Annotated in this window: 17 protein-coding genes; 13 read left to right on the top strand and 4 right to left on the bottom strand. The window is 67.0% G+C overall.

Annotation, left to right across the window (positions count from 1 at the left end):
• Positions 1-34 precede the first annotated feature (34 nt).
• From CHC08_RS11205 to CHC08_RS11175, 7 genes are all read left to right on the top strand, one after another.
• A complete protein-coding gene (locus CHC08_RS11205) occupies positions 35-379 on the top strand; it encodes a hypothetical protein (protein ID WP_143653168.1) in 345 nt (114 codons plus the stop codon).
• A 152-nt stretch (positions 380-531) separates the two neighbouring features.
• Positions 532-1,233 carry a DUF4352 domain-containing protein gene (locus CHC08_RS11200; protein WP_089207154.1) on the top strand — a complete coding sequence of 234 codons (702 nt, stop codon included), beginning with the start codon at positions 532-534 and terminating at the stop codon, positions 1,231-1,233.
• A gap of 180 nt (positions 1,234-1,413) precedes the next feature.
• Entirely contained in the window at positions 1,414-1,602 is a 189-nt protein-coding gene (locus CHC08_RS11195) for a hypothetical protein (protein ID WP_089207153.1), read from the top strand.
• Positions 1,599-1,817: a hypothetical protein gene (locus CHC08_RS11190; RefSeq protein ID WP_089207152.1), complete on the top strand. Its 219-nt coding sequence runs from the start codon at positions 1,599-1,601 to the stop codon at positions 1,815-1,817. Before CHC08_RS11195 ends, CHC08_RS11190 begins: the two co-directional genes overlap by 4 nt.
• 94 nt (positions 1,818-1,911) lie before the next feature.
• Entirely contained in the window at positions 1,912-2,427 is a 516-nt protein-coding gene (locus CHC08_RS11185) for a hypothetical protein (RefSeq protein WP_089207151.1), read from the top strand.
• 55 nt (positions 2,428-2,482) lie between these two features.
• Positions 2,483-2,902 carry a hypothetical protein gene (locus CHC08_RS11180; RefSeq protein ID WP_089207150.1) on the top strand — a complete coding sequence of 140 codons (420 nt, stop codon included), beginning with the start codon at positions 2,483-2,485 and terminating at the stop codon, positions 2,900-2,902.
• A 244-nt stretch (positions 2,903-3,146) separates the two neighbouring features.
• Positions 3,147-3,533 carry a hypothetical protein gene (locus tag CHC08_RS11175; RefSeq protein WP_089207149.1) on the top strand — a complete coding sequence of 129 codons (387 nt, stop codon included), beginning with the start codon at positions 3,147-3,149 and terminating at the stop codon, positions 3,531-3,533.
• 540 nt (positions 3,534-4,073) lie between these two features.
• On the opposite strand, the gene CHC08_RS11170 is transcribed toward CHC08_RS11175, so the two are convergent.
• Complete coding sequence (locus CHC08_RS11170; RefSeq protein WP_089207148.1) at positions 4,074-4,559, bottom strand: transposase; 486 nt, start codon at positions 4,557-4,559, stop codon at positions 4,074-4,076.
• Between the two features lie 13 nt (positions 4,560-4,572).
• Between CHC08_RS11170 and CHC08_RS11165 the strand changes: the two genes are divergently transcribed.
• Positions 4,573-5,580 (top strand): LLM class flavin-dependent oxidoreductase, encoded by a 1,008-nt coding sequence (locus CHC08_RS11165; RefSeq protein WP_089207147.1) that lies wholly within the window; start codon positions 4,573-4,575, stop codon positions 5,578-5,580.
• Positions 5,581-5,670: 90 nt separating this feature from the next.
• On the opposite strand, the gene CHC08_RS11160 is transcribed toward CHC08_RS11165, so the two are convergent.
• Positions 5,671-7,890, bottom strand: coding sequence for a thiamine pyrophosphate-dependent enzyme (locus CHC08_RS11160; protein ID WP_089207146.1), 2,220 nt, complete (start codon positions 7,888-7,890; stop codon positions 5,671-5,673).
• Between the two features lie 205 nt (positions 7,891-8,095).
• Between CHC08_RS11160 and CHC08_RS11155 the strand changes: the two genes are divergently transcribed.
• From CHC08_RS11155 to CHC08_RS11135, 5 genes are all read left to right on the top strand, one after another.
• Positions 8,096-9,475: a hypothetical protein gene (locus CHC08_RS11155; RefSeq protein ID WP_089207145.1), complete on the top strand. Its 1,380-nt coding sequence runs from the start codon at positions 8,096-8,098 to the stop codon at positions 9,473-9,475.
• 375 nt (positions 9,476-9,850) lie between these two features.
• The gene (gene nthB, locus CHC08_RS11150) at positions 9,851-10,516 is read left to right on the top strand and encodes a nitrile hydratase subunit beta (RefSeq protein WP_089207144.1); all 666 of its coding nucleotides are present in this window, start codon (positions 9,851-9,853) and stop codon (positions 10,514-10,516) included.
• Positions 10,513-11,106, top strand: a complete 594-nt coding sequence (nthA, locus tag CHC08_RS11145) for a nitrile hydratase subunit alpha (protein WP_089207143.1) — start codon at positions 10,513-10,515, stop codon at positions 11,104-11,106. The genes nthB and nthA overlap by 4 nt, the downstream gene beginning before the upstream one ends.
• Positions 11,103-11,483: a nitrile hydratase accessory protein gene (locus tag CHC08_RS11140; protein ID WP_089207142.1), complete on the top strand. Its 381-nt coding sequence runs from the start codon at positions 11,103-11,105 to the stop codon at positions 11,481-11,483. Before nthA ends, CHC08_RS11140 begins: the two co-directional genes overlap by 4 nt.
• 265 nt (positions 11,484-11,748) lie before the next feature.
• Entirely contained in the window at positions 11,749-12,597 is an 849-nt protein-coding gene (locus tag CHC08_RS11135; protein ID WP_089207141.1) for a universal stress protein, read from the top strand.
• A 169-nt stretch (positions 12,598-12,766) separates the two neighbouring features.
• On the opposite strand, the gene CHC08_RS11130 is transcribed toward CHC08_RS11135, so the two are convergent.
• Together CHC08_RS11130 and CHC08_RS11125 are read right to left on the bottom strand one after the other, a co-directional pair.
• On the bottom strand, positions 12,767-13,588 hold the full coding sequence (locus CHC08_RS11130; protein ID WP_089207238.1) for an alpha/beta fold hydrolase: 822 nt from the start codon (positions 13,586-13,588) through the stop codon (positions 12,767-12,769).
• 219 nt (positions 13,589-13,807) lie between these two features.
• Complete coding sequence (locus CHC08_RS11125) at positions 13,808-14,353, bottom strand: SACE_7040 family transcriptional regulator (RefSeq protein ID WP_089207140.1); 546 nt, start codon at positions 14,351-14,353, stop codon at positions 13,808-13,810.
• Between the last annotated feature and the right edge of the window lie 111 nt (positions 14,354-14,464).

Below are 14,464 nucleotides of genomic sequence, written 5' to 3'. Positions count from 1 at the left end.
AGTACTCGACAGCACCGAACCTAAGGGAAACCGCATGAGCAAGTTGACCAAGATCCTGATCGTCACCCAGGTACTCACCCTGGCGGCGGCCGGATGCCTCGCCTTCATGGTCGCCTCCGGGCCGACGACCGGCGGACCTGGCCGGGACCTGATGATGAACGCCTTCTACTCCAAGGGCATCCTGGCCGCGAACATGCTCCGCTACCCGTCGCTGGCGGCGGCGGCGGGCAAGCCGCTCCCCTTCAAGAACTGTGAGAGTGCGCTCTACTACCTCCAGGGGCCTGACGTTGCGTCGGATGACGCACGGCCCAAGACCGACGAGGACAAGGCCGCGTTCAAGGCGGCTTGCGAGGACGGGGTCCTCGGCTTGGGCCTGTAACGATCGGCTGACACAAAGACGCGGGACCTGACTGACCTTAACAATCAGGTCCCGCACCCCCAAGGTACCCCCGAGATCCTTCGCCGGCCTGCCCCCTGGGCATGTGGGCGAGCTATGGCGAGATATAGTTCACCACCGATTAAGGAGTTCACATGAACAACCCCTCATACCCCCCGACCAGCGGATACCAGCCCCCGCAGCAGCAGCCTGTGTTCATCCAGAAGAAGTCGGGCGGCTGCCTGAAGGGCTGCCTGATCACTGTAGCTGTCATCTTCGGTCTGGCTGTTGTGGGCAACCTCGTGGGCGGCTCGGATGACCAGCCCACCACCTTCGCCGACTCCTACAGCTCCACCACACCTACCGAGTCCATCGAGCCCACCGATGGCGCCACGGACATCGTGGCCCCCGAGAAGGAGCCCGAGCCCAAGCCGAAGCCCAAGCCGAAGCCGAAGCCGAAGCTGCCGGGTGTCGGTGACACGGTGCGCGACGGCAAGTTCTCCTTCAAGATCACCAGGGTTCAGAAGGGTGTCTCACGGGTCGGCAGCCAGTACTTCGGCTCGAATGCTCAGGGCCAGTACGTGATCTTCCACGTCACCGTGAAGAACATCGGGGATGAGTCACAGACCTTTAGCAGCGGTGCGCAGACGCTCCTCGACTCCAAGGGACGCGAGTACGACGCGGACACAGGTGCTGCCATCTGGGTGGAGGACTCCAACTCCTTCCTGGAGGACGTCAACCCCGGCAACACGGTCAAGGGCCAGTTGCTGTTCGACGTGCCCAAGAACATCAAGCTCGCGGGCATCGAGCTGCACGACTCGTACTTCTCCGGTGGCGCGTTCGTCAGCCTCAAGTAGCTTTCACTTTGCGCCGAGCAAGGTATAGCGAGATATAGTTTTCCTGGCTCATTTCACCACTAACCAACTGGCCGACAGACCGGAGGCTGAGACGCCGGTACCGGCTACTCTCAAAGAAGCGGGACCTGACTGCAGCTATCAGCCAGGTCCCTTACCCCCACGGTAAGGGATGTACAGCGAGTGATCGCGAAGAACATAGAAGATCGCGTCCGGGATCTGGAGTCCTGGGCGTTCCAGGCGGGCCGGGACCTCGCGGAGATCAAGTCGATACTGGCTGAGGACACCGAGCGTCTGGCAGTCATCGAGCAGGGTGTGGCCCTGCTGCTCAACCACTGTGATATCGAGCGCCCCGGGACGGAGTCGGTGTGAGCATCAAGGACGCAGCACTGCGGTTCGCCACGGTGGTGGAGAACGAGCACATCCAGATCCGCGCCGATCAGATGGAGGTCGCCGAGGCGTTGACCAACCGGATCAACGGGGTGGCCAACGACCTCAAGGCGCTGGACTCCAAGGTCACCTCGCTCCAGGAAGGCCAGGCGCAGATGCTGTCGATCCTGATCGACATCCAGAGGCGCATCAGCTAGCTCGCCGGCCTCCTACGCACAACTGCCCCCGGCTTCGGCCGGGGGCTTCTTTTTCGATGCCTGGAACGTTCCGAAGCCAGAATGGAAACCCCCCATGGAATCCCCCCAGCCTGACAAGTCTCTGCGTGAAGGTTGGAACGACCTCTCTCCTGCGGTGCAGGGAGTGCTCGCCTTCGTCTCAACTGTTTTCGTCCTCGTCGCTGCGGTCTGGATCGTCTTACCGCTTTTCCCCTCAAACAACATTCACTTCCCATCGCTGTCGTCCCCTCAGACGTCCAGCGAACCGTCGAACGCCAACGAACTCATCCAGAAACTCAAGGGCGTTGGCTTTGCCTGCCAGGATGGCGGCTATGGTGCCGCCGCGCTCCAGAACGAAAACATCTGGGCTTGTGGGAAGACTACTGCGCTCTACTACGACGGCCCGGAGGCCATGGACACGTACGGGGGCATCGCCAACGACATTGTTCATGGAATGAACAGGTGGGGCGACAACGGCGGCGGCGTGTTCAGTGCAAAGAAATGGGACGGCGAAAGCTACCCCACGTGGGAAGTCATGTGTGGGGACCCTGATTGCTCACTAGCAGCCGGAAAGCTCGGCTGGACGGAATAGCCCCAACGCAAAAAGCCCCCGGTGTGGGCTGGGGGTAGATTGGAAATGATGACCGATGCGGAAGCTCCTCATCCTTCTTGCATTTCTCATCACACTCAGCGGGTGTGCCGGACAGGCAAAGGCATTCGAAACCGAGGCTGATGTCGCAAATGCCCTCAAGGAAAACGGCATCGCCTGCGATAGGTCGTGGACTGCCAACTTCTTCACCGCCACCGGTAAGTACCCCGCTACGGAGTGCACCGTAGTCGGAAACGAGGACGCCGGAACATGGGTTCGGAAGCTCAACACGGATGCCGAGACGGCAGAGTTCGTGAAGTACCTCTTCAACCCTGACTCAAATTTCACACAGCCTGGTTTCGACTTCAAGGTGATTGCTGGCAATAAGTTCGTCGTCCACGCTTCTTATTTCGAAGATCCGCAGGCAGTGGCACAACTGCTCGGGGGCGTGGTTGTAGATAGTGGATCATTCTCGTAAAAATAGAGAGTGCCCCCGGCTTCGGCCGGGGGCACTCTCTATTTCTTACTCGGCCTGATCGTCTATCACGAGCCTGGCGATCTCACAACCTGTCAGCTTCCAGATACCGGCGCGGGGGAGAGTAAGCGATGATCACTTCGATTCCATCGCTTCGGCAGAGACAGGTGCGTTGATGGTCAATCTCCAGGTCACAGATGGCAAGGCGGCATCGAGAACACGTGGGGGGAGTCGCACGTTCCGATCCGTGGCGGTCGGGCTCATGGTCGCGCTGTTCGCGACAATCGTCGCCGCGCCGTCAGCGTACGCAGCTACGGCTACAGCCGAGTGCACCCTCTTTTTGTCTGTGTCGAGGAGCTGCACCACCGGTACGATCTCGGCCAGTGCTAACAATCCGGGGGAGGCCAGCTGGTTCGTGAACGTCCGAGCCTTCGAAGCCAAGCCGCCCAACCCGGTCTGCGACGCAAGCGATATCAAGTGGCAACTCATCGACGCGAATAACGGTCAGATCGTCGGCTTCGGGTACGGCGACACCACTACAAGGATCAACGGACTCTACGGTCGGTACTACGGTCGATTGTTTAACACCTGCTCGCGCATGAGCATTTTCATTAACACTAACCCCAGGCTCTGACCCGCTCACCCACCACAAAGCCTCTGAAACGACGAAGGGCCCCCATCCGCGAGGGATGGGGGCCTTCTTACTTCTTTCTCGGGTCAGGTAATCAGGTCGTTCCAATCAGGTTGGCTCCTACGTTCGTCGTCGTCGGCCAGGTCGTGGTCAGGGTCCCCTTCAGGGTGGACCGCTGAGGGCGGCTCGAAGACCGAAGGCCCACTGGGGATGCCAGACCAGTGAACTCGCCTATTCAACCGTCGTCAGTTCGGCGGGCTGGCCTGGGTAGTGGTGACTTCGTGAAATGCCGTAGATGCCTCACCTCGGGGAAAGGATCGACTCCTCTCGTACAACGGCTCCCGGGTCGAGTCGGTTAACTGCCTGTGGCCGTATAACGCGGAGAGCCCTCGAATTCGCCATCACGGCGGGGGCTTCCGCTTTCGATCGCCCCAACCATCAACGACGACCAACCCCACTCAAACAATCGTGAGGGAGATACGGTACGACGGCGCGTCACATCGGGTACGGCGCACAAGCAGTACTAAACGAGAAAGCTGAGGGTTACATCGGATCGGAGATCATGAGTCCGGTCTGGGCGATGAATTCGGTCAGCAGTTCGGGCTGGTACTGCATGCGTTTGAGCCGGTGCTTGATCAGAGCGGTGAGCTCATCGATGCCGCGGACGGCGAAGTTGAGCAGGGTGATGCGCAGGTTGGACCAGATCCCCTCGGCCGGGTTGAGGTCGAGCGCATACGGCGGCAGCCGATAGACCAGCAGCCAGCCGCCCTGAGCGGTGATCCACCGGCGCATCTGGGCGCTGACGTGCTCGGGCAAACTGTCCCACACCAGTGAGATCGGACCGCTGAGCTGGGCATGGGCGGCGTGCAGCAGGGCCTTGAAGTCGGCCGCGACGAAGCCTTTCCGCTCACCCCGGCGCTGGTGATAGGTGATCGTGCGGTAGATCAGCCGGACGCGACGGCCGGGCTTGATGCAGATCAGGGCGGCGATCGAGACCCGGTCCCGGTCACCGTAGGAGACCTCCAGCACCGGGGTCTGGCCCGTGCGGGCCCAGGGCCTTCCTCGGGGCGGTCTGGAGGCTCTGGCCGGATTCGCCGGCGAACACCAGCCACGATCCCCAAGCCGCCCGGGTGCCTTTTATCGCCGGCCACACCCGCCTTGGATCTTCCTCGCCGCGGCCTCGCAGCGAACCACCGCCATCCGCCTCGGTCACGGCATCGTGCAGATCCCGCCGCCGGTCAACCATCCCGCCCGGGTGGCGGAGCGGATCGCCACCCTTGACCTGATCTCCGACGGCCGAGTGGACTTCGGCACCGGTGAGGCCAGCTCCGCCGCCGAGCTGAGCGGGTTCGGCGTGCCCAGGGGCGAGAAGCGGGCCATGTGGCAGGACGCCATCGACGCGATCACCCGGATGTTCGTGGAGGAGCCCTTCGCCGGCTGGCACTCGCCGTACCTCCGGATGCATCTCCGCAACGTCATCCCGAAAACCGTGCAGAAGCCGCACCCGCCGCTCTGGGTGGCCTGCTCGCGCAGGGAGACCATCCACCTGGCGGCACGGAACGGAATCGGCGCGCTGTCGTTCTCGTTTGTCACGCCGCAGGAGGCGGCCCGCTGGTTGGGGGAGTACTACGCGTTGCTCGCCTCCGAGGAGTGCCTGCCCGCGGGGTTCGCCGTGAACCCCAATCTCGCGGTGGTGCTCCCGATGATGTGCCACGAGGACCTCGAGACGGCCAGGGAACGCGGCGTGCAAGGGGCGAACTTCTTCGGCTTCCAGGGGGCGATCGAGTTCCGGCTGACCGGCTCGGACCCGGCGCTCACCGGGCCCACCCCATGGACGATCATGATCCGCGGTGACCGCGCCTTCGCGCGCCAGATCTCGGTCGCCGATCCCGCCGTCGTCCTCACCCTCCCCGGCGCCGACCTCCTCCGCCTGATCGCGGGCACCGCCGATCCTGCGGGCCTCCTGGCCGCCGGCCGCGTCCACCTCACCGGTGACCCGGCTCTGGCCTCCCGCCTCGGGGAGATGTTCGGGGGGCCCTCGCCGTACTGAGGTTGCACGGAAAAGGGCGGAGCCGGGCCTGTTCGCCGTCGACGAGCGCAGGGTTCCACCCGGCGGCCTCTCGGCTGCCGGGCCCGTGGATCAGCTGAGCAGCTTGCGGGCGGCCGCCTCGATCGCGTCCTCCGACAGCAGCACGTGCTTGGCCGCCTCGCCCAGCGGGATGAAGCTGTCGGAGGAGGTCACCCGGGCGATCTTGCCGGTGAAGCCCCCGTCGAGCAGCTCGGCGATGATGGTCTCGGAGACGCCCCCGGTGCGGCGGGTCTCGTCGGCGATCAACACCTTGCCGGTCAGATCCGCCGCCCGCATCAGATCCTCCACCGGCAGCGGGGAGAGCCAGCGCAGGTCCAGGACCCGGCAGCTGAAACCCTCCGCGGTGAGTCTGACCGCGGTGCGCAGACTCATCCGCAGCCCGTTGCCGAAGGTCACGATGGTCAGGTCGCGGCCGTCGCCGTAGCTGCGGGCGCGGCCGATCGGAATGTGGGTCTCCGCCCAGCGGGCCGGAGGGACGTACGGCGAGAGCCAGCCCTTGTCGTCGTCCTCGAACAGGTCGCGGGTGTTGTAGAGGGCGATCGGTTCGAGGAAGATGCAGACGCTGCCGTCGGTGCGGGCGGCGGCCAGGCAGGTGCGCAACATCGAGGCGGCGTCGTCGGGCCGGGCGGGGGAGGCCACGACCAGGCCGGGGATGTCGCGCAGCGCGGCGATGGAGTTGTCGTTGTGGAAGTGGCCGCCGAAGCCCTTCTGGTAGGCGTAGGAGGCGACGCGCACCACCATCGGGTTGCGGAAGGCCCCCTGGGAGAAGAAGGGGAGCGTCGCGGCCTCGCCCCGGATCTGGTCGAGCGCGTTGTGCAGGTAGGCGAGATACTGGATCTCGGGCACCGGCAGCAGCCCGGAGACCCCCGAGCCGAGGGCCAGGCCCAGCACGGCCTGCTCGTCGAGGTGCGTGTCGAACACCCTGCCCAGGCCGAAGCGCTTCTGCAGGCCCCGGGTGACGCCGTAGACGCCGCCCTTACGGGCCACGTCCTCGCCGAAGACCAGCACGTCGGGGTGGGCGGCCAGGGCGTCGGTCAGGGTCCGGTTGATCGCCTGGGAGAGGGTCAGCGGGCCCTCCTGCTCGGGCAGCTTGCCGCCGAAGGCCTTGATCCTGGCCTCCGTGTCCTCCGAGAACACGGTGCTGGCCGACGCGACGGCCTCGGGCGTGCGCGGGGCCAGCGGCTCCATGATGTCGGCGGCCGAGATCAGCCGGGGCCGCCGCGAGCTCTCCATGGCCATCTTGAACAGGTGTTCTCGCGTCGTGTCGTAGTGGAGCAGCAGTTCGTCGGGTGTGGTCAGGCCGGCCTCGACCAGCAGCCGCGCGGTCGCGACGAGCGGGTCACGCTCCAGATCTCCGTTGATCTCCCGCTTCGTCCGGTAGGAGAGCTCCACGTCGGAACCCGCGTGGCCCATCAGCCGGACCGTGTTGACGTGCAACAGGGCCGGGGCGCGGTGGGTGCGGACGTGCTCGGCGGCGCTCCTCGCCACGTCGTGGACGTCGGCCAGATCGCAGCCGTCGGCCGCGAAGTAACGGAGCAGCGGATGATGCGCGCCCTCGACCCAGCCCTGCGGGGTGCGCACGCTGATGCCCAGGCCGTTGTCCTCGCAGACGAACAGGATCGGCAGCGCCAGGCCCTGGTGGGAGCCGTAGGCGGCGGTGTTGAGCCCGGACAGGGCGCTGGCGTGGTTGATCGAGGCGTCGCCGAAGCTGCACACCGTGATCGCGTCGTCCGGCCAGGCGCCAGGCACGCCGAGCTGGCGGGCGCGCTCGATGGCGAAGGCCACGCCCACCGCGCGAGGCAGGTGGCTGGCGATCGTGGACGTCTGCGGGATCACCGCCAGGTCGGGGTGGCCGAACACCTTGTGCCGCCCGCCCGCGATCGGCTCCTCGGTCGCGGCGGTCAGGCCGAGCAGCACGTCGCGCAGCCCCTCCTCGGGCAGGCGCCCCGCCATCGCCGACCGGGTCAGGTAGAAGGCTCCCGACCGGTAGTGGAGGAGAGCGGGGTCGGTGGTGCGCAGCGCCGCGGCGATCGCGGCGTTGCCCTCGTGCCCGGCCGAGCCGATGGTGTAGAAGCCCTGGCCCTGCTCACGCAGCCAGCGCGCGGTGACATCCAGGAGCCTGCTGCCGAGCTGGAACTCGAACAGCTCGCGGCAGCGAGCCCCGGTCAGGCCCGTGCCCTCTCGTACAGGCAGGCCGGCATCGCGTGGGGCCCCGGGGGAGAGGGCGGCCACGGCCTCGGCGAAATGAGTTTCAACAATGTCGCGGACCACAACCTGATTATGTCCTCATCGTTCGGTCTCGTCCTCAACCTTGACATGTTTGGTGCAACACGGTCAGTGGACCGATCCTATTCGACAGTCCTTCATAACAACTTGTCAGACTTACGAACCATTGACCTCCTATAGCCGTCTACTTGGTGGAATGACGTGGCACCCTCATGCCGCGTGCAACCAACGGGAAGGACGGAAGGCCCGAATGGTTAAGCGCATTCGTGTCGCCGTCGTGGCAGCCCTGGGCATCGCAACTCTGGTCGCGGGCCCGGTCACGGCGGCATCAGCGGGGACGAACATCGTCGACCCCGCAGTCAGCAGCGTCTCGGTGAACCCCAATCCGATCGTGGTGAAGGGCTCCGAGACGGTGAAGGTCGTCTTCACCGCGGAGACCAAGGACAACGCGTCCAAGGTCACCGGTGTGATCAAGCCGGAACTCGGCGTCGAGACCAGTTTCGAACTGGCGAAGGACGCGGACCTGGGTTCAGGCAAGGCCAGGTGGAAGTACTCCAAGGACTTCAACCGCCAGTCCGCCCCCATCAAGTGGACCTTCAGGGCGGTCGTGGGCAACACCACGCCCGTGTCCACCGAGTTCAGCGTGAAGCAGGTCTACGAGACCGACTTCGACGACATCGCGGCCGCCCCCTCGGTCGTGGACGAGGGCGAGTGGGTCACCCTCAGCGGCGTGCTCAGGCAGAACGGCGCCGACGGGTGGGCCGTCGTGCCCAACGCCAGGGTCCATCTCGCCTTCCGGCCGCTGGGCGGTTCCTACAGCCGTCTCCCCGGCAGCGTGGAGACCAACGGCCAGGGCAAGTTCTGGCTCAAGGCCAGGGCGTCTAAGAGCGGTCACTGGCGGGCCGAGTACGACGGCTCGCCGACCCGCCTCGGGGCCAAGAGCGAGACGGACCGGGTGGATGTGAGGGCCAAGGCCCGATCCAGCCGGATCGTCGGCTTCGGCGCCGGACCGGGTTGGGTGACCGAGGGCGACAGGCTGAGCGTCAGAGGTCTCCTGCAGCTCGACGCCCAGCACGGCTGGGAGGGCTACAGGGGCCAGAAGGTCGCCATCCTGTTCCGCGCCGACGGCTCGTCCCGCTGGGACCAGGTGGACAGCGGCTGGACCAACCGCGACGGGCGCTTCGACGTCGACGTGACGGCCAGGCGTTCGGGTCACTGGCGTGCCGAGTTCCGCGGCGCCGACGGCGTCAAGGGCAGCAGCAGCGACACCGACCACGTGACGGTTCGCAAGCCGGAGCCCGCGCCGGAGCCGGAGCGTGCGGCCAGCCGTGTCATCGGCTTCAACGCCTCACCGGAGCCCGTCCGCTACCGCAAGTACCTCACGTTCACCGGCAAGCTCCAGGTCGACGACGGGGGCTGGGAGGGCTACCGGGCCAAGGTCTCGCTGTACTTCAAGGCCACGGGCTCGAAGAAGTGGCGCTACGTGAAGGTCACGACGGCCAACGGCAGCGGCAAGCTCTACGCCAAGACCCTGGCCTACGGTTCGGGCTACTGGAAGTTCGTCTTCAAGGGCGACGACGACTTCTACGGTGACTCCAGCCGCAGCGACTACGTCAAGGTCAGGCGCTGACGATGAGATTCAGTCCGTAGCCTCGGCTCGGACCTGACAGACGGCGGCCCGGGTGCTCGAGCACCCGGGCCGCTCCCTTGCCCGGCATCGGTGGCGGCGGCCCCGTACGCAACGCCGGCCCAGGTTTCCCCGCGGGGCCCGGCAAGGTGGCGTTGAGCGGTGTGATGTCCGGTTCGCGGAGCGACGGCGGCGCGGTGGACCGGGCAGGCCGACAGGCACGCGCCGTACCGCTCTCCGGCGCGGCGCCCGGGACACCCTCGGCGGGGTGCGCTATCGCCCATTGCCCCTATGACCTGCGAGAATAAGGATTGAGCACCCGCTAACACGCTGTGACGAACGCCTTTCCGTCACCGTAGAACCACGGGAGGTGATGCCATGGACGGGATCGCCGACATGGGGGGCACCGAGGGCTGGGGCCCCGCTCATCCGCCGAGGGGCGACGAACCGGTCTTCGAGGAAGCCTGGCAGGGCCGGGCGTTCGCGTTGACCCTGCTCTCCGAGGGAGCGTCCGGATACAACGTGGACGCCTTCCGGCATGCGCTCGAGCGCCTGGACCGGACCGCCTACCTGGACGACGGCTACTACGGCCGCTGGCTCAACGCCGCGGAGCTGATGCTCACCGACACCGCCATCCTGGCGCCGGACGCGATCGACGCCCGCGCCCGCAACCTGCGCGGCGAGCGGGTCGAGGAACCGCCGATCCCCGAGCCCGCCAGGCCCGGCCACGCACCGGCCGCCGAGGGCTCGCTGCGCACCGTGGACGCCGCACCGGCCTTCGCCACGGGCGAGCGGGTGCGCGCCAAGGACATGTCGCCGCCAGGGCACACCAGGCTGGCGGGCTACGTGCGCGGGCACACCGGAGTCGTCGCGCTCATCCAGCCCGCCGCGGTGCTGCCGGACACGAACGCGCACTTTTTGGGGGAGAACCCGCAGTACGTCTACTCGGTGCGGTTCGACTCCCGCGAGCTGTGGGGCGCCGACGCCGAACCCTTCACACTCACCGTCGAGCTGTTCGAGAGCTATCTGGAGGAGCCCGCATGACCACCGGATCCACCGAACGCATTCCCCCGGCGCTGCGCACCGAGGCTCTGGAACAACTGCTCACCGAACGGGGCCTGATCGACCCGGACACGATGGACAGGATCATCACCACCTACGAGACCAACGTGGGCCCGCTCAACGGCGCCAAGGTGGTGGCCAGGGCGTGGACCGACCCGGAGTACCGTCGGTGGCTGCTCGACGACGGCACCGCCGCGATCAGGGAGCTGGGCTACGTGGGGAGGCAGGCCGAGCACATCGTCGTCGTGGAGAACACCGCGACCACCCACAATGTGGTGGTCTGCACGCTGTGCTCGTGTTACCCGTGGTCGGTGCTCGGCCTGCCGCCGAGCTGGTACAAGGACCCGGCCTACCGCGCGCGGATGGTCAGGGAGCCGCGCAGGGTGCTGTCCGAGATGGGCCTCGATCTCGCCGACGACGTACGGATCACCGTCCACGACTCCAGCAGCGAGGTGCGCTGGCTGGTGCTGCCCGAACGTCCGGCCGGCACCGAGGGGCTGACGGCGGAACAGCTCGTGCCACTGGTGACCCGGGATGCGATGGTCGGCGTGGCCAAGGTCAAGGCGCCGTGAGCGCCCCGCTGGACGTCGGGGGCCCGGCCGCGCCGCCGCGCTCCAACGGCGAACTGGTGTTCGCCGAGCCGTGGGAGGGCCGTGCCTTCGGCATGGCCGTCACCCTGTACGAGGCGGGCGCGTTCACCTGGCCGCGGTTCCAGGCGGCGCTGATCGCCCGGATCGCGGCCTGGGAGACCGCACCGGCCGGGGGCGAGCACTGGAACTACTACCGGCACTGGCTGGGCGCGCTGGAGGACGTGCTGGCCGACGGCGGCACCGTACTCGCCGAGGAGGTCACCGCCCGCGCCCGGACGCTGGCCCGGCGCCCCATCGGCCACGACCACCCGGACGACCACGACCACCCGGACGACCACGACCACCCGCACCCGCACTGACCTCACTCGCCTTCGCACCGACTCCACCCGCCCCCGCGATGACCCGGCCGATGACCCGGCCAGGGCCCGGAGACATCCCCGCGGTTCCGCTCGATGGAGTCATCCGGTGGGACGGCGGCACCCGGCTGTGACGCAAGGGACTGGTGGTGTCCGATTTCATTTGCGGACGCAAGCCGTAAAACAAGGCAAGTCTTGTGGTGACGCGCCCGCCACAGCGGGTGGACGGGAGAAGTATTGAGGTAAGCGGCGGAACATAGGAGTCACAATGCGCGCAGGTGACGACGGGCGACCCGTGGTCGTCGGATACGACGGTTCGAAAACGAGCGAGCATGCTCTCCGATGGGGCGTCGAAGAGGCCCGAATGCGGTTCGATCCCCTGCTCGTCTGCCACGGCTGGCAGCGGCCGCGCTCCCCGATCCCCATCAGCCATGAGTCGACGGAGATCATACGTCGCATGAGCCGGCACGTGCTCGAGATGGGGGTGAGCCTGGCGCATGACCTGGCCCCCCGGATACGGATCCGGGGGGAGCTGGTGGAGGGGTCGCCGGCGGCCGTGCTGGTGAGCGGGTCGGTCGCGGCGGAGCTGGTCGCGATTGGTCCTCGCGGATGGGGCGGCGTCGAGAAGTCGCGGATCGGCCCGACCGCCGTCCAGCTTCTCTCGCACGCGCGCTCCCCGGTGGCCGTCGTCAAGGAGACCACCCATCCGCGCACGAACCGCGTGGCGGTCGGCGTGGAAGGCGTCAATCCGGGATCGGCGGAGCTCGCCGTGGCGTTCGAGGAGGCGAGGCTGCGCAGGGCCTCGCTGCTGGCGATCTGTCTCTGCCCCGGAGACATGGAGGACATACGGCCGCTGGTCGTTCGCTTCAACGCCAACGTCGCGGTGTGGGAGGAGAAGTATTCCGGGGTGGACGTGGAGACCGTCGTCGAGACACGGCCCCACGCGGAGGTGCTCCGCCATGCGGCCGACCGCTCGGACCTGGTGGTGACCAGCGACAGGGAGCAGGACGATCCGGTCGATCTGCCGCTCGGCCCGGTGTGTCACTCACTGCTGCGAGAGGCGGGGTGCCCGGTCATCGTGGTCCCGTCGCGGATTCTGTCCCTGTCCCCCTGGTGAGCCGGACACGAGGGCGTCCCCGCTCGGAGGACGGTGCGGTCCGGCCCGCACGGCGGGCTCGGGAACTGCCCGGCCCGCCGTGGCCCGCCGGATCCGCCTGGCGCTCAGTGCGCGGAACCCGGGTGATGGCCGGCGGCCTGCGAGCGGCCGGCCGGGTCGATCCTGAGGCTCAGGTGTTGAGGAAGGTCAGCAGGTCGGCGTTGAACTCGTCCTTGTAGGCGCCGACCAGGCCGTGGGGGGCGCCGGGGTAGACCTTCAGGGTGGCGTCCTTGACCAGCTCGGCCGCCTTCAGGCCCGCGGCGACGATCGGAACGATCTGGTCGTCGTCGCCGTGCGCGATGAAGGTCGGGATGTCGAAGCGCTTGAGGTCTTCGGTGAAGTCGGTCTCGGAGAAGGCCTTGACGCAGTCGAGCGCGCCCTTGAGGCCCACCTGCATGCTCCACAGCCAGAAGGCGTCGCTCGCGCCCTGCGACACCGCCGCGCCCGGCCGGTTGAAGCCGTAGAACGGGATGCTGAGGTCCTTGTAGAACTGTGACCGGTCGCCCGCGACGCCCGCACGGATGCCGTCGAACACCTCGATCGGCAGCCCCTCCGGGTTGGCCTCGGTCTTGAGCATCAACGGCGTCACCGCGCCCAGCAGGACGGCCTTGGCGACGCGCGCGGTGCCGTGGCGGCCGATGTAGCGGGCCACCTCGCCGCCACCGGTGGAGTGCCCGACCAGAACGGCGTCGTGGAGGTCCAGCGCCTCGATCAGCTCGGCCAGATCGTCGGCGTAGGTGTCCATGTTGTTGCCGTCCCAGGACTGGCCGGAGCGGCCGTGCCCGCGACGGTCGTGCGCGATCGCGCGAAACCCGTTGGCCGCGACCAGGGCGAGCTGGTCGTCCCAGGCGTCGGCGTTCAGCGGCCAGCCGTGGCTGAACACGACGGGCTGCCCGCTGCCCCAGTCCTTGTAGAAGATCTCGGTGCCATCCTTGGTGGTGATGGTGCCCATCGATTTCCCCTTTGCGTTGATGATGCCGGCCGGGACCGTCAGGCGACTCAAACGACGTTCCCCCCGCGACGGTGGCCGGAGTCGGATGTGAAAACCGACTCAAAGTACCCGATGCCCGATACGGGCTTTCATCGCGGTCGCGCTTGCCGGACGGTGGCCACCCGATCGGGGCGCCTTCGGCGGCGCCAAACGACCAACTCGGGCGAGAGTTAACAAGTCTTAACTCTGGGCATCGGCCAGCGCGGCCCGGGCCATGCCCCGCAACAGCTCGGCCATCGCCGCGGGATCAAGCTCGCCCGCGCTGTGCGGGGTGGAGTTGAGCAGGCCGAAGATGGCGTGGGTCGCGGCGCGCAGGCGGGGCGGCGGGCAGTCCGGGTAGAGCTCGCTCAGCACGGTGACCCACTCCTCGACGTAGAGCCGCTGGAGGCGGCGGATCCTGCGCCGGGCGGGCTCGGGGACGTTGCCGAGCTCGCGGTCGTGCACGATGATCAACGCCGGATGGCTGAGTGCGAACTCGATCTGACCGGTGAGCAGGGCATCCAGCGCGTGCTCGGCGTCGGGGGCCTCGGTCACGCGGCTCGTGGCCGAGGTGTGCAGGCGCTCGCTGATGTCCAGCAGCATCTCCGCCAGCAGGGCCTCCTTGCCGCTGAAATGCCGGTAGAGGGCGGGGCCCGACGTGCCGACCGCGCCGCCGATGTCCTCGATGGAGACGCCGTGGAAGCCGCGCGCCGCGAACAGCTCGGCCGCGGCGTCCAGAATTTCCATGCGCCGTGACCCACGATTGCGGGTAGGGCTCTGAGCAGTCGTCACCTCTCGTATGGTAGACGGTAACGTTAATAATGACTAACATCTCCGATGGAGTTAGCGACCGCTGAC

Source organism: Streptosporangium subroseum, from assembly GCF_900188345.1.
Taxonomy (GTDB): Bacteria; Actinomycetota; Actinomycetes; order Streptosporangiales; family Streptosporangiaceae; genus Streptosporangium; species Streptosporangium subroseum.
The sequence above is the reverse complement of the archived record's forward strand: the minus strand, read 5'-3'. Positions and strand labels throughout refer to the sequence as shown.